This window comes from Alcaligenes faecalis (assembly GCF_002443155.1).
GTDB classification, from domain to species: domain Bacteria; phylum Pseudomonadota; class Gammaproteobacteria; order Burkholderiales; family Burkholderiaceae_B; genus Alcaligenes; species Alcaligenes faecalis.
Window position 1 is genome coordinate 2015162 of record NZ_CP023667.1, and the last position, 19615, is coordinate 2034776.

Below are 19615 nucleotides of genomic sequence, written 5' to 3' on the forward strand. Positions count from 1 at the left end.
ACTTGGTACTCTGGCGGTAGGCCAGCCCGATCGGGTTACCGCCCCTTGTTTTAATTCATCCCAGCAGGAGCATCACCATGACAGAGTTAAACACCCCCGAAATTGCTCACTACATCGGAGGTGGCCAGCAGGCTGGCGCCGGTACACGTACTCAACCGGTGTACAACCCGGCCACCGGCCAGGTCAGCGCCAAAGTCAAACTGGGTAGCCAGCAAGATATTGACGCCGCTGTGGCCAGCGCCCAGGCTGCTTTCCCCGCCTGGGCCGACACTCCACCGCTACGCCGCGCCCGCGTGCTGTTCAACTTTTTGGCCTTGCTCAACGAGAACAAGGAAAAGCTGGCAGCCATGATTACAGCCGAGCATGGCAAGGTTCTGTCCGATGCAATGGGCGAAGTCACTCGCGGTATTGAAATTGTGGAATTTGCTTGCGGCATTCCTCAGCTGCTCAAAGGCGATTTCACCGAGCAGGTCAGCACCAATATCGACAACTGGACCATGCGCCAGCCCCTGGGTGTCGTCGCGGGCATCACCCCGTTCAACTTCCCGGTCATGGTGCCCATGTGGATGTTCCCCGTTGCCATCGCCGCGGGTAACACCTTTGTGCTGAAACCCAGCCCGATCGACCCCAGCCCCAGCCTGTTCATTGCCGAGCTGCTGAAAAAAGCCGGTCTGCCCGATGGCGTGTTCAACGTGGTGCAAGGTGATAAAGACGCAGTTGAGGCCCTGGTCAACCATCAGGACGTGCAAGCCGTGTCCTTTGTGGGTTCCACCCCGATTGCCAACCGCATTTATGAAATGGGCGCTATCGGTGGCAAGCGCGTCCAGGCTCTGGGCGGTGCCAAGAATCACTTGGTCGTCATGCCTGACGCCGACATCGACCTGACCGTGGACGCCCTGATCGGTGCCGCCTACGGCTCGGCAGGCGAACGTTGCATGGCCATCTCGGTGGCCGTGCTGGTGGGTGACTCTGCCGAGCGCATCCTGCCCAAGCTGGAAGAACGCACTCGCAGCCTGAAGATTCTGAACGGCACTAACGCCGCCGCCGAAATGGGCCCCATCGTGACGCAGCAAGCACGCGAACGTATCAGCAGCTGCATCGACAAAGGTGTACAAGAAGGCGCCAAACTGCTGGTGGACGGCCGTCACTTTGACGGCGCCAAAGCCGGTGAAGGTTGCGAGAACGGCTTCTGGATGGGTGGCACCCTGTTCGATCACGTCACCCCCGAGATGAGCGTCTATCAGGATGAAATCTTTGGCCCTGTGCTGTGCTGCGTACGCGTACCGGATCTGGCCAGCGCCATTGAACTGATCAACAAGCACCAGTTCGGCAACGGTGTGGCTTGCTTTACCAGTGACGGTAACGTGGCCCGTGAATTTGGCCGCCGCATCCACGTGGGTATGGTCGGTATCAACGTACCTATTCCTGTCCCTATGGCCTGGCACGGTTTTGGTGGCTGGAAGAAGAGCCTGTTTGGCGATATGCACGCCTACGGTGAGGAAGGCGTGCGCTTTTACACCCGCCAGAAATCCATCATGCAGCGCTGGCCGGAAAGCATCTCCAAGGGTGCGGAATTTGCCATGCCTACGTCCAAGTAAAAGTGGACTGGCCGGGCTGACTCTTCGTCTCCAAGCGAAAATGCAGCTTGACCTATCGCTATCAGTCTGCTCCCCAGCAGACTGACAACGCACTTTTATCAATGAAAAAAAAGCCGGGGCTCTGAATCAGAGCCCCGGCTTTTTTTAATGCTGACGCGTAATTAACGCTGTCACCTGCCCGGCTTAATACATGCCGTGGAAAACCGCATCATCGGGACCGATATGCGATGGAGGATCCCAGGTCACGTCGCGCATGGAATGCTGCACCAGCGTTTCCACACCCAGCAGCACGGCAAAGATCGCCATACGCACGGGGATACCGTTGTCAGCCTGACGGAAGATGGCCAGACGCGGGTCGTGGTTCAAATCCACGCTCAGGTCATGCGCGCCTTCGCGGCTGTCGCGTGGCAGCGGGTGCATCACGATCACATCGGGGCCGCAGCAGCGGTCGATAATGGCCTTATTGACCTGGAAGTCGGCGGTAAAGCTGCCGTCCTGCCCTTCTTCGAAGCGCTCCTTTTGCACACGTGTGGCGTAAATCACATCCACACCGGGCAAACCTTTTTCCAGGGAGGTCGTCTGCTCGATCACGTGCTTACCTTGCTTGGCGACCTGCTCCACAATGTGCTCAGGCATTTCCAGGCCGGGAGGCGAAATCAGGGTGAATTTCAGGCCACGGTACATGCCCAGCAACTTGATCAGGGAGTGCACAGTTCGGCCATACTTCAGGTCACCCACCAGGGCAATATGTGCGCCATCCAGCAACTTGCCCAGACGGGAGAACTCCGTGCTGATGGTGTACAGATCCAGCAGCGCCTGGCTGGGGTGTTCGCCCGCGCCGTCACCACCGTTCACCACAGGAATATTGGTGGCACGCGCAAATTCCGCGACCGAGCCTTGCTCGGGGTGACGGATCACCATGGCATCCACATAGCCGCTCATGACGCGGCTGGTGTCGTAAATGGACTCGCCTTTGGCCATGGAGGAAAAGGTAAAGCCGGTGGTGTCACACACCGAACCACCCAGGCGGCAAAAGGCCGAGCCGAAGCTGACGCGAGTACGGGTCGAGGCTTCAAAAAACAGGTTACCCAGCACAGCACCTTCCAGCACGCGCGACACTTTTTGACGGCGGGCGATGGGCTGCATGATGTCGGCCAAGCTGCAAAGCTCTTCCACGGTTTCACGGGTGAACTGGTCTACGGACAAGAGCTGATGCTTGCCGCCGGTGGCGATACGGTCACGCAAAGGACCGGACTGTGCGCTTTGCGCATACTTGCTCAGCAACGCTTCGTTTTCCACGATTTCCGTGACAAAACGCTGCACCACTTCCGGCATGGCCCGCGACTCCAAAGAGCCTTCAGGCAGCAGCCAGGTGTCCAGTGCGCGACGCTTCACCCCAATACGTGCCGCAAAAACGTCACGAGTCAGGTTCAGGCGACGCATTGCATCACGCAAAAAAACTTGTTGGGAGACGGCCATATCAGCTCTCGCTTATGAAATATACGCAATGCGCACATTCTAAGACCGCAAGCGATAAAAAAGCGAGAAGAAATTGAGGCTATTGCAGAAAATACAACGACAGTCTACGCAGCAGGCCAGAGTCTCTGCTGCCCAGACTCACCGCCAAATGGGAACGAAGCTTAAGGATGCTGCCGATACGGCATGTTGTAAGGCGCGGCCTGATCATCATTGGGCACCATGAAGCCCTCGTAATCCTGCTGACCGGAGCTTAGCCACTCGCTATGCTGGTAGGCAAAATCAGCCAGGCCTAACGTGCCCCAGACGCCGATCACAAAAAGCGCCAGGCTCAAGGCCAGAAAGAAGGCTGAACAGAAACCGGGGATCCAGGCCCAGCGACGCCCTGCTTTGGAACTGTGCCACGCCAGGGTCCAATGGCTCCAGCACAAGGCCAGAAACGCCGAGACCAGCCCCATCAGAAAGACGAACAGGGGCAGACGCAAAAAAGCGGGGACAAAAACGGATCCGATCGCTCCAGTGCCCATCAACATGATGAACAGCAGCGCGGCCCCATGCAGGCCGATCAGAACCCGAAAAGAGAGAACATAAAAAGCAAGACTGCCTGGAGGGGTCACCATACCGACTTTCCTGTTATTAACAAGAGCGGCGGGTTTGCACCCACCGCATTTTTCAAAAAGCCGGGCATGGGTGAACCCAGAACCAGGACAGCGTTAATGCAGCAAGCCAGGCTTACTTCTTGCCGTTGGTTTGTGTTGCTTCCGGACCGGCAATGGCACGCGCAGCAGCCAAGGCATTGGCTTCCGTACCCACCATGAAAATCAGGCGGCCATCTTTAACGGGCGAGCCGTAAGCGGGGGCAGCCAGCATGGTGTCACCCACAACCAGAGCCAGACGCTTTTTGGGGAACTGAGTCGTCACTTGCAGCAGACGCTGGGCAGCTTCTGGGGTCAGATCCAGGGCCAGCAAACCTTCTTTGCTGTCGTTGGTACCGGCTTGCACGCCAACCAGATCCTGACGCACGACGACGGCACGCGGATTCACAAACAGGACACCATTAGGCTGTACATCGACGCGAGCCCAACCGGCTTGTTCCTGAGTATCAGCCAGGAAGATCTGTACAGGTGCAGCTTGCTGCTCGGCACCCGCTTGAGCCTGAGGCTGCTGAGCGCCCGTTGCAGGCGTGGAGGGAGTTGTTTGCGTTGCGGTGCTGGAGCTACCAGCTGTATCGCTCGGCTTTTCTTGAACGGTCTGACAAGCGGCCAATGCGACCAGGCCAACAGGAGCCAACATTCGAGCGAGTGTGCGTAAAGTCATCATAGTGAAGTTTCCCCCTCTCTTTACGAAGAATCAATAAGGATAGCAGTGTATCAGTCATGTAAAAGTGCAAGCGGTTAATCTTTGTTAAAGCTTGTCATTTGCGCACCTCTAATTTGTACGCTGACTTGATCCATCAAGCGACCTTGTTCGGTTTTCAATTCAATGCGCAGCGTGCCTGGCACTAATGGAATTCGCAGCTGCGCCCCCTTTCCTGCTTCTACTCCCTGCACCCACCACACCAAGGGCTCGGTAATCTGTCCCTGGGCCAGCAATCGCAGCTGCTGGTTTTGCGGTGGAATATCCGGGTCCAACGCGAAAATGGTGCCATTGACCGGCTCGCGGATTCGGGCCGGGCCGGCATAGGCCAGATTCACATCGCTTAATTCCACACGATCGGTCTGCGTGCCATCAACAAAAAACTCTTCACGACTGGGTTCCAGGGTGGGCACAAACTCAATCTGGCGAACCTGAACCTGGGCCGGCATCGGGGTTTGACGACCGGGACGGCGCTGATTCAAGATGGAAATGACCTCGTGCCAGATCGGTGCTGCCCCACTGACACCTGATACATCTTGCATACTTTGACCGGCACTATTTCCAACCCAAACACCCACGGTATAGTGCTCGGTCCAACCCAAGGCCCAGTTATCGCGCATGTCCTTACTGGTTCCGGTTTTCACGGCGCTCCAGAATGGCGTGCTCAAGGCACTGTCCAGACCAAAGGTCAGTACCCGAGCCTGACGGTCCGACAACATATCACCCACAATCCAGCTGGCGCCCGCATCCATCACAGAATGAAAGGGAGCGGCTGGCTGATCCATCCGTGTTTGCACCGCTTGCGTCTGACCCAGATTGGCCAGCGCTCGGTAGGCATTGCTCAGCTCCAGCAAGGTGACATCCGCGCTACCCAGGGCCAGGCTATAGCCATAGAAGTCGCCATCCTGGCGCAGATTCAGGCCCAGCGCACGCAAGCGATCCACCAGGTTGGCAGGCCCCAGCATGGTCAGGACACGGACGGCAGGAATGTTCAGGGAAGAAGCCAGGGCATTGCGCGCACTGACCCAGCCCACAAACTGCTTGTCGTAGTTTTGCGGGATATACAGACCATTGCCGGTGGACAGATTCAACGGGGAATCCTCCAGCAAGGAGGCCGCCGTCAACAGACGCCTTTCAATTGCCATCTGATACAGGAAAGGCTTGAGCGTGGAACCGGCTTGCCGCAAGGAACGGGCATGGTCCACCTCGGCCGCCTCAGACAGATCGCCGCTGGAACCCACATAGGCCAGAACCTGCCCGCTGTGATTGTCCAGCACCACCACCGCAGAGTCCTGAACGCGCGCAGTGCGCAAGTCCAGCAAGTGCCGCCGCATACTGGCTTGCACTTGCGTTTGCAGGCGTGTATCCAAGGTCGTGCGAACACTATCACCGGCTTTGATTTCAGGGTTCTGATCCAGAACCCAACGGGCAAAATGGGGAGCCAGTTGGGCCTGCCCCAAGGGGGCCTGTCCGGCTCGGCGCAAGGCCACCGGCACCAGATTAGTTAATTCTCGACATTGTTCGGCACGTCCCATCTCTTGCAAGGTCGCACACGCACGGCGCTCGACCATCAGGGCCGAGGCATTAGGGCCGCGCAGCAAAACCGCGGCGATGGCAGACTCGCGCGCATCCAGCGCGGCGGCCTGCTTTTGAAACAAGGTGCGCGCCATCGCGTCCACCCCGACCAGCTCACCCCGGAAAGCCACCTGATTCAGATAGGCCTCCAGAATTTCCGGTTTGGTCCAGGTATCTTCCAACGATTGGGCGGCCACCACCTGATCCAGCTTTTGCCAGACCGAGCGCCCACCACGACCACCGACCAGATCCTGATCCATCAGGCCGGCCAGCTGCATGGTAATGGTGGAAGCACCGCGACTACGTCCGGCAAACAAACCATCCCAGGCAGCGGAGCCGACTGACAACCAGTCCACCCCACCGTGGGATTCAAAACGGCGGTCTTCAGACATCAAGACCGCCATTTGCAAAGCCGGAGAAATTTGCTCCAGCGCGACCCAATCGCCGCGCCGTTGACGAAAGTCCAGCCGGACCCGCTGGACAAGCTGGCCCTGGCGATCCAGGACCTGCACATCGGAAGATCGGTACGCTTGCCGAACTTCCTTGTAGCTGGGCATGGCCTGCCCCGGACTGGCCCACAGGGCCAGTCCCAACACCAGCAATCCTGCTTTAATTGGCTGGTGCATCCACAACTTCCAGAACTTGCTCGTTAGGCCAGACGGCAAACACATCGGGCTCGTACAGGGCTTCAGCACGGCTGGCTGGCAGCACGAACTGACCCACTGTATTCAGACGCACCGTGTAGCTGACTTCCGTGGTGCCTTCTTCAAAGCGCTCGTAGTAAGCACGGTAGCCATCAAAGCGGCGTTCAACAAAGCTGGGCCAGTGACCGGATTGTTCTTCCCCGGCGGTTGCCATGGCAGAGTCACGACCCAGGCCGCTGCCCAGAATAGTGGCACCGGCAGGAATCGGATCCGATACAACGACCCAGCTTGCCTGACCTTGAGCCTTGACCTTGATCTTCACACGCATGATGTCACCACGACTCCATACGCCTGGCTTGGCCTGCTCCACGGCTTCGATATGACGCTCCATACTCAAGCCAGCAGCGATAGGCTTGGTCACCGGCACAGCTGCCAGGGAACGAACTTCGATCCAGGCCTTGCCCTCGCCCATTTGCTCAACACTCAGGTTGTCCGCCTGATCACCGCGCCAAGGCACGTCAATCTTGGAAGAACGCACACCCTGACCGTCAGGTTTGAGCATGTCCCAATCCACCACCTGAGCCGTTTCCGAACCCAGAATCACCATGGACTGACCGCTAGGGTTCTGTTCGTGATGACGGCTGAACTGCTCAATGGCCAGACTACCCAAGAGGTTTTCCGTGGTCATGCGCCATGCACCACGTTGCTGTTCTGCCAACAGACCTTGGGCCAGACGAGGCATATCCTCGGTCCAGTCCGGCATCTCATTGGCCAGCAACATCAGGCGAGCCTGGTTGGTCACGCGGCTGGTCATGGCCCATGGGCTGCCGTTAAGCGTGTCCTCACCAAAGACCAGACGAGTACCACGGCTGACCAGACGGGCCTGAATCAGATTCATGGCTTCTTTACGTGTTTCCTCCGCCTTCTTGATACCTGGCAAACGCTGAGTCAGATCCACCCAGGCCAGCAAGATTTCAGTGGGCCAGCTTTGCAGGTTCAGTTCCACCGAATCCAGCATGTTGACGCGTGCACGGTCGTACTTGGCCAACACGGCCGTCGCACGAATCACCTCAATATCCCGCTCCTGGCGAGAAACCGTTTGCATGCTCGGGATACGACCATTCACCACGTTTTCCAGAGCTTGCAGCATCTCGTTGCGGAAGCCGTCCGGGATGGGGAAGTTCAAGCCCATGGATTCCGCAATGTAGCTGATGTCCAGGATATAGCTGGTCAGCACGCGGCTGCCCCAACCGTAGCTGCTTGGGAAGTAACGCAGCAAGCCATTTTGGTCCATATAAGACGGCATGCGCTGCATCAGGCCGGCCCAAGCGGCTTCAGAACGCAGGCCCATGAAACGCGAGGCTTGCTGTTCAAAGCAGCTGTAAGGATAGCGTTCGAACCAGGCACGCACCCCTTCCATACCACCACCCAAGGAGGAACGGAACAGCATTTGCAGACCACCTTGAACCACGCCTTGTTCGTTCTTCAAGGCACCAGTCGGTGCTTGCACCGACATGTTCAACGGCTCCTCAATGCCCACGGCAACCAGCGTTCCCTGCTGAACCGTCACGGGAGTGGCGGTAAAGACTTCCTGCTTGATCGCCAGGCTGTCCTTGGCGGCCTTGCCCGTAGCACCGGACTGCTGAACTTCCTGTGCATCAACCGTCCACTCCATCTGGTGCGAATCGGCCGAACCGCTGGACAGTGGCACCGACATGGGCCAGGAGACGACTTTGGCCGAGCCGGAAGCCAGCTCAACGGTTTGCTCAGGCAACTCTGCCGAGGGCAAGCCTTTTCCACGGTACTGCGCCTGCACCTTCACGGTCATGGCACGTGGGCTGCTGTTACGCAGTGTCACTTGGGCCTGGTAGTCATCACCCTCACGAGCAATGGCTGGCAAACCGGAAATGATTTGCAGGTCTTGCGTGGTGACGATCTGGGCCGAACCGCTACCAAAGCGATCACCTGCCAGATCAGCCACGGCCACAATGCGATACTGGGTCAGGGAGTCTTTCAGCGGCACGGTCACGGTTGCGCGACCTTGTGCATCCAGCTCCACATTGCCCTTCCACAGCAGCAAGGTATCCAGCAGTTCACGAGTGGGGCTCTTGCCGCCGCCACCACCCGCCGCTACCGCCTTGCGACCGTAGTGACGACGACCCACGATTTCAGACTGCGCAGTGGCGGTCTGCACGTTGTAGCCGCGCAAGGCACGCATGGCGTTGAGCAGGTTCCAGCTATTGTTCGGGCTCAGTTCCAGCAAGGCCTGATCCACAGCAGCCAAGGCCACGGAGGCGCCGGCTGCCGGTGTGCCATCGGACTTGAGAACCTGAATATCAACTTTGGCCTGTTCGCGAATCGCGTACTGGCTGCGGTCTGTCGTCACTTTCACATCCAGCGCATCTTGCTGGCTGCTAACTTCAATGCTGGCCAGACCAAAACGATAGCTAGGCTTGGACAAGTCCACGGTCGTGGTCGGGGCCACAAATTCGCCACCGCCTTCCGAGTAAGCCTTGTACCAATTCAGAGGCTGACTCCAGCCCCAGCTAAAGAAGGAGTACCAAGGCACTTCACGCAGACGGCCGCGCAGAACCAGCACGGACACGTAAACGTTCGGCCCCCATTCGGGCTTGATCTCCACGCTGACGTTAGGACTGTCACCTTCCAGCTGAACCACTTGAGCCTGCAAGACACCTTCACGCTCCACCGACACCAGGGCCGTAGCTTCGCGGAAAGGCATGCGCACCTGGAACTCGGCCGTCTCGCCAGGGGCCCAGGTCTTTTTCGCCGGAATGACGTCGATACGGTCATCGTTCTGACCGCCAAACCACAGGTAGCCAGAGCCGCTAACCCAGACGGTGCTGGCCGCAACGGACTCACGGCCTTCGCTATCACGTGCAATGGCACGCAGCTCGACCTGACCGCCCTTCTCCAGTTTCACATCACACTGCACCAGACCTTGATCATCACTGCGGCCTTCGCAGATCGTGCCCAGGTCCTCGCGCTGTTCCTGATTGTCGTAGCTGTAGAAGCCACCCACCATGCGTTTGCGGATCGAGAAACGCTGCACATTGGCCGCCTCAATACGCACAGGCACATTTTTCAGTGGCTTACCGTCTGGGCTCACCGCAATGGCTGAGAGCTTGGTGGACGAACCAGCTGCCAACCAGCTACCCGCACGCAGACCAGCCACGACATCAGCAGGCCATACAGACACGGTTTGGGTAAGGGTTTGAATTTCACCATTCGGATCGGCAAAGGTAGCTTCCACCAGGAATTCGGAAGGACGATCCACCGCAGGCAGATCATCCAGCTTGGCACGCAAACCACCTTGTGCATCCAGCTGGAAGCGCTTCTTGTTCAGGAAAACACGGGAATCCGAAGCATCAGACTGCTCGGTTTTCTCGGGAGGCGCAAAGGTGTAGTCGTCATAGGCACTGAAGGATGGCCACTGGCTACGGACGACGGCCGACAACTGCACGGGCAGGAAGTCAGCTGGGCCACCGGACAGATACTTCAGCTGCAGATCAGCTTGCAGCTCTTTAGGCTTGACCAGATAAGGACGATCCTGGCCATCACCCAGCTTGATGCTGCCGCCCAAAACGGGCAACTTGAACTGTTCAACCCGGAATTCGCCAAAGCTGAAGTACTGGTTTTCACCTTCTGTACGCAAGCGGTACACGCCCAGCTCGGCATCCTTGGGGATCTTCCAGTCGGTCAGCGCAAACACGCTGCCAGCGGCCGTCTTCTGCCACTTCAAGGGCAATTCAATGCGCTTGCCGCTGCCATCATGCTCGACAATCATGGCGTCGGGATAACGATCGGGAGCCTTGAAACCGTCACGCACGCGTTCGCGTACGTAGTGCTTCATGTGCACCACTTCACCAGCACGGAACAGGCTGCGATCCATGACCGTATGGGCCACAGGATCATCACGACCACCCCAGTTGTAGGGGACGTTAAAACGCCAAGGCTCGATACCCGAATTCCACTCGCTCAAGGCGAAGCTGAAATCATCCTTGCCGCGAGCCATGGCGTTGTTCTTGTCGATACGCGCTGTCACGAACAAGCCGGACAAGCCGGTGTCCTGGCAGTAATCGGGGCCATCCACGGCTTGCGGATGGTGGAACATCCCGTCCTTATCCGTTTCACCCTGCACCAGCTCTTCGCCACGGCAGTTCATGACACGGATCTTGGCACCGGGCACCACTTTGGCATCATCCAGGGTGGTGACCCAAACCAGCAGGTCATCGCCCCCCTTCTTGATGTGCACGCCCAGGTTGGTCACCAGCACGGAGCTACGCACATACATGGTGCCTGCCGATTCCAGCAAGGAAGCACCCAGACGTGGGGACGCCACTTCCAGCACATGGAAACCGGGCTCTTTCAGCGGCACGCCAATCAACTCAAAAGGACGCTCACCTTTTTGATCCATGCCGGGCAGTTCCAGCTTCTTGACCTCTTTGCCGATCAGCAAAGGCTGACCACGCAAGTCCAGTTGACCGTACTCATCAACAGGAGCGGTGATCCGGAAGCCAGGGTCCATCATGTCGCGCAACTGCTCGGCACTCACTTTCCAGGAATAGTTCAGCTGACGCAGGCGGGAATACCAGGCCAGGACTTCTTGATCATCCTTGACCGCAAAAGCACCCACCTCACCCGCCGACACCAGCATTTGCTCGGTCGTCAGATCAGGCTCGACATTACGCAGGTTCAAACCAATGGCTGGCGGATCGGAATCGTCCGAACCGTCGCGGTCTGCATGGCCGAAACGCTCCACAATCCCGAAAGGCTCCACCGCAAACTTCACCAGCGGCGGGTACGTCGTGGTGCTCATGCCGTTGCTCAGAACTTGCGGGTTCTTCAAGCGGCGGCCGGCGTCGTCAGTCAGGTTATCCGGAATCTTGACCGTCAGCTTCGCGTTTTCAGGGAAAGGGCCTTCGAAACGTACGTATTGGCTGGGGCCACGATCTTGCCAGGCCTCATCGCTATCAGACTTGGGTTCCCAGACTTGCTTGCCGGCTTCCAAACGGATCTGACTGATGTACTCATAAGCGACAGGCGCTGAGAACTGAACGCCGAAGCTGCCAACCGGCGTGCAAGGCGCTTCTGCGCGCTCGCGCATGCAAGAGAGCGAGGCCGTAAATTCGGGACGCACGTTGTAATCGTAGGTGTAGCGATCCGTATTCGGGACGCCCTTACGATTGTCGATCTGGGTCATGATGCCCGGTTCCAGCACCACCGACACAGTGGCATCCGCTGGCAAGGGGCGTGCACACTGCACGGCCTGGTAACGCTCGTCGACCTCGTCCACATAGAACTCGGCGCGAACCATGGCGTCGCGCTGGGCACCCTCAACGGCTTTCAGACCAATACGCTCGCCAATACCCTCTACCCGGCAATAGCCGTTCTTGACCAAAGAGGCGGTATTAACAGGCGCATTGAAGCTGAATAGAAAGACCTGGTCTTCGTCAATAATGTTGTAATACGGGCGGTTGCTTTCCAGAATGGCACCACCGGAATTAAAACGATATTGAGCCGGTCCACTGATCGCTTCGTTATTAATACTGCGAAAGCTTTTGGACACGACGGCGGTACAACTCAAGCCTGGTCCTGGACGCTCATCAAATTCATAAATCCAGCGACGCGAATCAAGCCAACGGCCTTGACCGACTACCGCGGGATCATCACACTGCACCTGGACAGGCGCAGGCAATTGCGAATCCCCAAAATGAACAGCGGGCGTGGCAAAGGTGACTTTGACATCCCGCAAATCAGATGTCGCCCCTTGAGGCGAGAAACTGCTTATCGTAATGGCTTGGGCGCTACTGACACCCAGCAAGAACATCAAACCCAGCAAAGACTGGCGATGCATCGTTCTTCCCCTATGGAATGTGCTATTTTCGGCGCCAGTTTAATAGAAATCAGTCTCTCTGAGCGTGTCTGAACTGCCCCGCAAGTGCATAAAGAATGCCACCAAGTGCAACAGAAAAAGACACCGGACTTTAAATGTCCACGGCAGGGGTTTGAAGCAACGTTGATGGCATTTGAAAGCAAAAATTTCAAATGCGACCAATACCCTGCTTTTTTCCCCAAACTGACGACATCAACTACGATAAGAAACACAATCATCTACACAATCACTGGAAAAGCACCGTACCCGCCCCATATGTGTTAAGGCTTGCACGATCAATCCGCCTTGATTTCAGGACAGACACATGAGCACGATGACACTGCAGGAACTGGATAAAACCCGCGAGGAATGTCGCAAACTGATCAGTCGGCGCGCCCTGCTATCGGCAGCCGCTGCCGTGGTACCCATTCCCGGGGTGGATGTGGGCGCGGACGTGGCGATTTTGATGAAGGTCATTCCTATCATCAATGCCCGCTTTGGTTTGACTGCCAATGATGTGGATGCCCTCAGTCCGGAGCTGAAAAAGCTGGTGGTTGTCGGTGGAACCAGTATGGGCATGGGCATGGTGGGGCGCGTGCTGACCACAGATCGCGTGATCAATATTCTGGTGCGTCTGGGAGCGAAGAAACTGGCGGGGAAATACGGCGCCAAGTATGTGCCTTTGATCGGCAGCGCCATTTCTGCTTCCATCAGCTTTGTGGTGCTGCGCAAAGTCGGCAACCAGCATATTGAAGAATGCTATGAAATTGCCCGCCGCCTGGCACTGGAAACACAAAGACGTGAAGCGGTGCACACCATTGATGGTAGCGAGGAAGGTTTGATACGCGAAATCAGGGGCTAAACCCCTGATCTCTTTGAACTGCTCTATAGCCTGAAAGTATTAACCCGCAGGAACCACACCCGGCGTTTTGCTGCGGCCATTCAACATGTAGTCCATCAATTCGCGCACCGACTTCATGGCCTTGCCAAAAGGCAAGGCTTCGGAGCTGCGGAAGAACAGACCACGTTCCACATCCCCTTTCAAGGCATAGGCCAACTGGCGGTCAATGCAGAATTGACCGTGCCGCTGCACCCCATCGCGCAAGCCGCAATGTGCCAGGCAATCAAAGCCTTCCGTGCAAGCACGCTCACGCGCCACCGATTGCAGCTTTTGCTCTTTATGCAGGTAAGCATCCAGCCAGGGCGTACGCACGGCACGGGCAGGCAGGCCAGCCACACTCATGAATGTCACGATGTCCTTGGGCTCAGCATCCAGCAAGACGCGCTTGAAGTTCTCGTGCGCATCCCCCTCTTCGGTGACGGCAAAAGCCGTACCCATTTGCACGCCGTCTGCACCCCAATCGATTAACTGACGCAGTTGCTCAGGGCGATGAATCCCGCCTGCGGCGATCAAGGGAATACGCTCGGCCTCCAGGCCCAGCTCGCGGAACAAGGCTCGGCAACCTTCCAGCACACGCTGGAACGCATATTCAGGTTTGTTCAAGGACTGATCGTCGGCAGCGCCCAGGTGACCGGCGGCATAACGGGGATTTTCCAGAACGACGGCGTCCGGCAAACGCTTGCGACGCAGCCATTTTTTCACCAGCAGGGTGACGCCACGTACATCCGACAAGATAGGAATCAGGGCCACTTTGGGGTGATCCTGAACCAGCTCAGGCAAATCCAGGGGCAGGCCAGCGCCCACCACCACCGCGTCTGCCCCGCTCTCGCAAGACTGACGCACATACTCGGGATACTGCGAGACGGCCTTCATGATATTGACGGCGATACCGCCATTGCCACCCGAGCGCTCTCGGGCACGATTGATTTCGCGGTCCAGCGCCTGCAAATTGGCCGCATCGACCACGCCTTTTTCGACATCACCCCCGGTGCTGTCCATCAGGTCTTCGTGATGACGCCGTAAATCCACGCTGGAGATCGTCCCCAGCCCGCCCAATGCGGCCACAGTACCGGCCAGTCGGGACGCCGAAATACCGACTCCCATGCCGCCTTGAACAATAGGCAAAAGCAGTTTTCCCTTCAGGGACATGAGACGTAAATCCGTCTTTAGCACGATGTAAATACCTTAGGTTGATGCAAGAACCTGCCGGCCACGTCGGGACCAGAAACAGGGCAATAGAATCGTGGCCGTCTGCAAGGACGGCCACTGTGTTAAATCAGGCGGGAATAGCGGGCACCGCTTTCCTGGCTCAAGTACTTGTCGAACACCATGCTGTAGGCGCGCACAAACAAACGGCCTTTGGGCAGAACCTGGATGGATTGGGCATCGACAGTCAGCAAGCCGGCGTCGGCATAGCTGTTGAGCTCTTGCAGCTCGGCAAAGAAGTAGCTGGCAAAATCAATGCCGTAACGCGCTTCCAGACGCAAAATAGGCACTGGCATGCTGCACATCAAATGCATGATGACTTCCGCCCGCAGGCGATCGTCTTGCTGCATCACAATACCCCGCTCGATGGGCAAACGCCCCCGGTCTATATCAGCGTAGTAATTGCGCAGGCTGCGGGCATTTTGCACATGCATGGTGCCCACCTGACCAATAGACGACACGCCAAAGGAAACCAGATCACAGGCTGCGCGAGTGGTGTAGCCCTGGAAGTTACGGTGCAGGCTGCCGTCCAGACGGGCCAGATTCAGCTCGTCCGTGGGCAAGGCAAAATGGTCCAGACCAATATAGACATACCCCGCATCCAGCAGACGCTGCGAAGACATCAGGAACAACTGCAAGCGCTGGTCGGCGTCAGGCAGTTCTTCCTCGTTGATTAAACGCTGTGCCTTGAAGCGCGTAGGCAAGTGCGCGTAGTTATACAAAGCGATGCGATCTGGCCGCAGTTGCACCAAGGAGTCAATGGTGATGGCAAAGCTTTCCAGAGTCTGCAAAGGCAGACCGTAGATCAGATCGGTGTTGATGGATTGGAAACCGGCAGCCCGGCTCTCTTCAATGGCGCGTTTGACCATTTCGAAGGGCTGAATACGGTTGATCGCTTTTTGCACATTGGGGTCAAAATCCTGCACCCCAAAGCTGGTACGGTTAAAGCCCAGAGCCGCCAAGTTCTGGAGCGTGCCTTCCGCCAAGGTACGAGGGTCGATCTCGATGCCCAGTTCGGCATCGTCCGTGAACGCGAACTGTTCCTTGAGCTTGGCCATCAGGCGGGTCAATTGCTCATTGTCCAGGAAAGTGGGCGAGCCGCCGCCCAAATGCAGTTGTTCGGTGCGCCGATCTTCACCCATATATTGGGTGACCATATCAATTTCGCGCAGCAGGTAATCCAGGTACTGCTCGCTCTTGCTGCGATCCTGGGTAATGATCTTGTTGCAGGCACAGAAGTAGCAAAGCGACTGGCAAAACGGAATATGCAGGTAGACCGACAAGGGGGGATTGCTGCTGCTCAAGGCCCGGCGCGATAGCTCGTGAATATAGGGCTGAGCGGGGAAGTCCTGAAAAAAACGGTCTGCGGTGGGATAGGAGGTGTAACGTGGTCCGGAACGATCAAAGCGCCGAATCAGGGCTTCAGAGATTTCAATGTCCGGCGCGGTCGGGGCGCTGGCGTCCGATGCTTCCAAGGTTTGCGGCATATAGGGGCCTCCTGCAAAAGACCTGTTTCTTCTAGTCAAGCATTCATTGTGAGAGAAAACCTCACGCATGCGCTTGACCTGCATCAAGGCCGCAATAACTAAAAAAACGCTTTTTTTATCACCGTTGGGCTGAATTTAGCTTCATATATCGTATTATTAAGCGCTAGCCGCCTAAATTACCGCCTGTTGGAGTCAGATGTATTTGCTCGTGATCCTAGCTCTACCGTTTATCGGTAGCTTGCTATCTTCCCTGATGCCCGCGAACTCTCGCAAACTCCAGGCATCTCTTGCAGGCGCTGTCGCCGTTACGTGCGCCTTACTCACTCTCTACGCCTATCCGGACATCGCTCGCGGAGAGGTGCTGGAGTCGTCACGCTCCTGGATACCCGCCCATGGCTTGACCTTCAAGCTGCGCATGGACGGCTATGCCTGGCTCTTCAGTATCATCATTACCGCCATGGGGGCCTTGATTGCCCTTTATGCGCACTATTACCTGTCCGCCCAGGATCCGGTCCGGCGCTTTTTCTCCTTTCTGCAAGCCTTCATGGGCTCGATGCTGGGGGTGGTGCTGTCGGGCAACCTGATTCAGCTGGTCGTGTTCTGGGAACTGACCAGTCTGTCTTCCTTCATGCTGATTGCCTATTGGTATCACCGCATGGATGCGCGTCGCGGTGCGCGCATGTCGCTGATCATCACGGGTACGGGCGGTTTCTGTTTGCTGGCGGGCGTGCTCATGCTGGGCCAGGCCGCCGGCAGCTATGACCTGAGCGTGGTACTGGAGTCGGGCGAGCAGATTCGCAACCACCCCTGGTATACCGGGATGCTGATCCTGATTGCCCTGGGTGCGCTAACTAAAAGTGCCCAGTTCCCCTTCCATATCTGGCTGCCCCATGCCATGGCCGCCCCGACCCCCGTATCTGCCTATTTGCACTCGGCCACTATGGTCAAGGCCGGGGTATTCCTGCTGGCACGCTTGTGGCCTGCGCTGTCGGGCACGACGGAATGGGCTGTCATTATTGGGGGCGCCGGTCTGTGTTCCCTGACACTGGGTGCTTATGTGGCCATGTTCCAGCGCGACATGAAAGGCGTGCTGGCTTATTCCACCATCAGTCATCTGGGTCTGATTACCTTGTTGCTGGGCCTGAACAGCCCGCTTGCTCTGGTCGCGGCACTATTTCACATGATGAACCACGCGACGTTCAAGGCGTCCCTGTTCATGGCGGCCGGTATCGTGGACCACGAAACGGGTACCCGTAACCTGAACCGTCTTTCCGGTTTGCGCCACGCCATGCCCTTGACCGCCACTTTGGCAACCGTCGCGGCGGCGGCCATGGCCGGAGTGCCCCTATTGAATGGCTTTATTTCCAAAGAAATGTTCTTTGCCGAGACCATTCTGGCCAGCAATGGCAACACCTGGGAATACGCCCTGCCCGTTGTAGCGGTCATTGCAGGTTCCTTCAGCGTGGCCTATTCCTTGCGCTTTATTGCCCAGGTCTTTTTTGGCCCCGTCGCCACCGACTTGCCGCGGGAGCCGCATGAGCCCCCTCGCCGCATGTTGATCCCCAGTGCCATTCTGGTACTGACCTGCTTGCTGGTCGGCGTCATTCCCAGCCTGACCTTTGGTCCATTCCTGCACACGGCTGCCGGCGCGATTCTGGGTGCTGAAATGCCTCAGTACGACCTGGCCGTCTGGCACGGTTTCAACCTGCCCCTGATCATGAGTCTGGTCGCAACGGGCATGGGTGTGATCTTCGTACTGATCATCAACCGCTTCTACAGAAATCGCCAGGGCCGCACGCCTTTGTTGACCCGTGCCGATGGCCGACGTTTCTTCGAACTGGCCATGGAGTATCTGGAAGTGGCAGCCAACTGGGCGGTAGGCAAGCTGTATTCGCCACGCCTGCAACGCCAAACCTTGCTGATTATCGTGGTCACAATCTGCGTTGCCGCCCTGCCTCTGGCTCGTGGCAACTGGTTCAAGTCCACCATTTCCACCCCTATTGACCCCTTCTTTGCCCTGATGTGGGCCGTCGGGATTGCCTGCGCGATTGGTGCAGCTCGTCAAGCCAAGTTCCACCGCCCGGCCTCCTTGCTGCTGTCTGGTGGTGCTGGACTGGTGACCAGCCTGACCTTTGCCTGGCTGTCCGCCCCTGACCTGGCGCTTACCCAGCTGGCGGTGGAAGTAGTCACCGTCGTACTGATTTTGCTGGGCCTGCGCTGGTTGCCGCAACGCGTCAGTGATATGCCTGGTGGCCAGGATAATAGTGGTCGCGCCCTGTTCCGCCGTAGCCGCGACTTGATTATTGCCATTCTGGCCGGTTGCGGTATTGCTGCCCTGGCCTACGCCATGATGACGCGCCCTCACCCCAGCGGCATCTCACCCTTTTTTGTCGAGAAGGCCCTGCCTCTGGGCGGCGGCGCCAACGTGGTAAACGTGATTCTGGTGGACTTCCGCGGTTTTGATACCTTTGGTGAAATTGTGGTGCTGGGTATTGTTGCCCTGACGGTCTTCGCCCTGCTGCGTCGATTCCGTCCACCCATTGAAGCCATCGCCCAACCTCTGGCCCGTCGCCAGAACGTCAAGGACAGCCGTGAAGCCGTCTTTGTGGAACCCGATCCCAAGACCCCGCTGCCCGAAGGCATCATGCAGATTCCAGCCGTCTTGCTGCGCTTGCTGCTGCCTATCTCCACGCTGATTGCCTTGTACTTCCTGCTGCGCGGCCACAACCTGCCCGGCGGCGGTTTTGTGGGCGGCCTGATCATGGCAACCGGCATTATCTTGCAGTACATGGTTAGCGGCGTGGTCTGGATGGAGTCCCGCCCACTGATTCAGCCTCAAACCTGGATTGGCTTGGGACTGCTGACAGCCGGTGTGGCCGCCATGCTGGTGTGGGCCTTCAACAAACCCTTCCTGTCCGCCCAAAGCTGGGACCTGCATCTGCCCCTGGTGGGCGACGTGCATACGTCCAGCGCGCTGATCTTTGACATTGGCGTGTTCATGCTGGTGATTGGTTCCACCATCCTGATTCTGGTCGCGCTGGCTCACCAGTCCCTACGTTTTTATCGCAAACTGCCGTCGCTGCAATCCGCCTCGAACGCTGCATCCGGGATGGAGAATAAATAATGGAAATCGTGCTTTCAATTGCGATTGGTGTGCTGGCCGGCTCAGGCGTCTGGCTCCTGCTGCGCCCGCGTACCTTTCAGGTCATCATGGGGCTGGCTTTAGTGTCCTATGCCGTGAACCTGTTCATTTTCAGTATGGGTAGACTCAAAATCAGTGCTGCTCCCGTTATTAACGCCGGCAAGCTGGGGGCCGACTATGCCGACCCCCTCCCCCAAGCGCTGGTCTTGACCGCTATTGTGATTGGCTTTGCCACCACCGCCCTGTTTCTGGTCGTCATTCTGGCCAATCGTGGCCTGAGCGGTACCGACCACGTTGATGGCCGCGAGGAAGACGATCTGTGAGTCTACTCAACCAA

Annotated in this window: 11 protein-coding genes; 4 read left to right on the forward strand and 7 right to left on the reverse strand. The window is 57.5% G+C overall.

The genetic code is table 11. The features are described from left to right. Positions 1-77 precede the first annotated feature (77 nt). Positions 78-1598 carry a CoA-acylating methylmalonate-semialdehyde dehydrogenase gene (locus tag CPY64_RS09410; protein WP_042481150.1) on the forward strand — a complete coding sequence of 507 codons (1521 nt, stop codon included), beginning with the start codon at positions 78-80 and terminating at the stop codon, positions 1596-1598. A gap of 183 nt (positions 1599-1781) precedes the next feature. On the opposite strand, the gene CPY64_RS09415 is transcribed toward CPY64_RS09410, so the two are convergent. The 5 genes from CPY64_RS09415 to CPY64_RS09435 form a co-directional block, all read right to left on the reverse strand. Beyond that, positions 1782-3077: an aspartate carbamoyltransferase gene (locus tag CPY64_RS09415; RefSeq protein ID WP_042481154.1), complete on the reverse strand. Its 1296-nt coding sequence runs from the start codon at positions 3075-3077 to the stop codon at positions 1782-1784. 161 nt (positions 3078-3238) lie between these two features. After that, the gene (locus CPY64_RS09420) at positions 3239-3694 is read right to left on the reverse strand and encodes a hypothetical protein (RefSeq protein WP_174435195.1); all 456 of its coding nucleotides are present in this window, start codon (positions 3692-3694) and stop codon (positions 3239-3241) included. 112 nt (positions 3695-3806) lie between these two features. Beyond that, positions 3807-4394, reverse strand: a complete 588-nt coding sequence (locus tag CPY64_RS09425) for a hypothetical protein (RefSeq protein ID WP_042481156.1) — start codon at positions 4392-4394, stop codon at positions 3807-3809. Positions 4395-4468: 74 nt separating this feature from the next. Beyond that, complete coding sequence (gene pbpC / locus CPY64_RS09430; protein WP_042481159.1) at positions 4469-6631, reverse strand: penicillin-binding protein 1C; 2163 nt, start codon at positions 6629-6631, stop codon at positions 4469-4471. After that, positions 6615-12524 (reverse strand): alpha-2-macroglobulin family protein, encoded by a 5910-nt coding sequence (locus tag CPY64_RS09435; RefSeq protein WP_042481161.1) that lies wholly within the window; start codon positions 12522-12524, stop codon positions 6615-6617. Before CPY64_RS09435 ends, pbpC begins: the two co-directional genes overlap by 17 nt. A 343-nt stretch (positions 12525-12867) precedes the next feature. On the opposite strand from CPY64_RS09435, the gene CPY64_RS09440 reads away from it, so the two are divergent. After that, the gene (locus CPY64_RS09440) at positions 12868-13404 is read left to right on the forward strand and encodes a hypothetical protein (protein WP_042481164.1); all 537 of its coding nucleotides are present in this window, start codon (positions 12868-12870) and stop codon (positions 13402-13404) included. A gap of 39 nt (positions 13405-13443) precedes the next feature. On the opposite strand, the gene CPY64_RS09445 is transcribed toward CPY64_RS09440, so the two are convergent. Then, positions 13444-14592 (reverse strand): NAD(P)H-dependent flavin oxidoreductase, encoded by a 1149-nt coding sequence (locus CPY64_RS09445; protein ID WP_042481167.1) that lies wholly within the window; start codon positions 14590-14592, stop codon positions 13444-13446. 122 nt (positions 14593-14714) lie between these two features. Then, entirely contained in the window at positions 14715-16136 is a 1422-nt protein-coding gene (gene hemN / locus CPY64_RS09450; RefSeq protein ID WP_042481170.1) for an oxygen-independent coproporphyrinogen III oxidase, read from the reverse strand. A 196-nt stretch (positions 16137-16332) separates the two neighbouring features. Between hemN and CPY64_RS09455 the strand changes: the two genes are divergently transcribed. Continuing rightward, positions 16333-19260, forward strand: a complete 2928-nt coding sequence (locus CPY64_RS09455; protein WP_042481173.1) for a monovalent cation/H+ antiporter subunit A — start codon at positions 16333-16335, stop codon at positions 19258-19260. Then, positions 19260-19601 (forward strand): Na+/H+ antiporter subunit C, encoded by a 342-nt coding sequence (locus tag CPY64_RS09460; protein WP_009461754.1) that lies wholly within the window; start codon positions 19260-19262, stop codon positions 19599-19601. The genes CPY64_RS09455 and CPY64_RS09460 overlap by 1 nt, the downstream gene beginning before the upstream one ends. Positions 19602-19615: the final 14 nt, after the last annotated feature.

Excerpts from the sequence above, each read along its gene's own strand:
- CPY64_RS09455 (WP_042481173.1), top strand. The coding sequence starts at position 16,333 with ATGTATTTGCTCGTGATCCTAGCTCTACCGTTTATCGGTAGCTTGCTA.
- CPY64_RS09410 (WP_042481150.1), top strand. The coding sequence starts at position 78 with ATGACAGAGTTAAACACCCCCGAAATTGCTCACTACATCGGAGGTGGC.
- pbpC (WP_042481159.1), bottom strand. The coding sequence starts at position 6,631 with ATGCACCAGCCAATTAAAGCAGGATTGCTGGTGTTGGGACTGGCCCTG.
- CPY64_RS09440 (WP_042481164.1), top strand. The coding sequence starts at position 12,868 with ATGAGCACGATGACACTGCAGGAACTGGATAAAACCCGCGAGGAATGT.
- CPY64_RS09425 (WP_042481156.1), bottom strand. The coding sequence starts at position 4,394 with ATGATGACTTTACGCACACTCGCTCGAATGTTGGCTCCTGTTGGCCTG.
- CPY64_RS09435 (WP_042481161.1), bottom strand. The coding sequence starts at position 12,524 with ATGCATCGCCAGTCTTTGCTGGGTTTGATGTTCTTGCTGGGTGTCAGT.
- CPY64_RS09460 (WP_009461754.1), top strand. The coding sequence starts at position 19,260 with ATGGAAATCGTGCTTTCAATTGCGATTGGTGTGCTGGCCGGCTCAGGC.
- hemN (WP_042481170.1), bottom strand. The coding sequence starts at position 16,136 with ATGCCGCAAACCTTGGAAGCATCGGACGCCAGCGCCCCGACCGCGCCG.
- CPY64_RS09445 (WP_042481167.1), bottom strand. The coding sequence starts at position 14,592 with ATGTCCCTGAAGGGAAAACTGCTTTTGCCTATTGTTCAAGGCGGCATG.
- CPY64_RS09420 (WP_174435195.1), bottom strand. The coding sequence starts at position 3,694 with ATGGTGACCCCTCCAGGCAGTCTTGCTTTTTATGTTCTCTCTTTTCGG.
- CPY64_RS09415 (WP_042481154.1), bottom strand. The coding sequence starts at position 3,077 with ATGGCCGTCTCCCAACAAGTTTTTTTGCGTGATGCAATGCGTCGCCTG.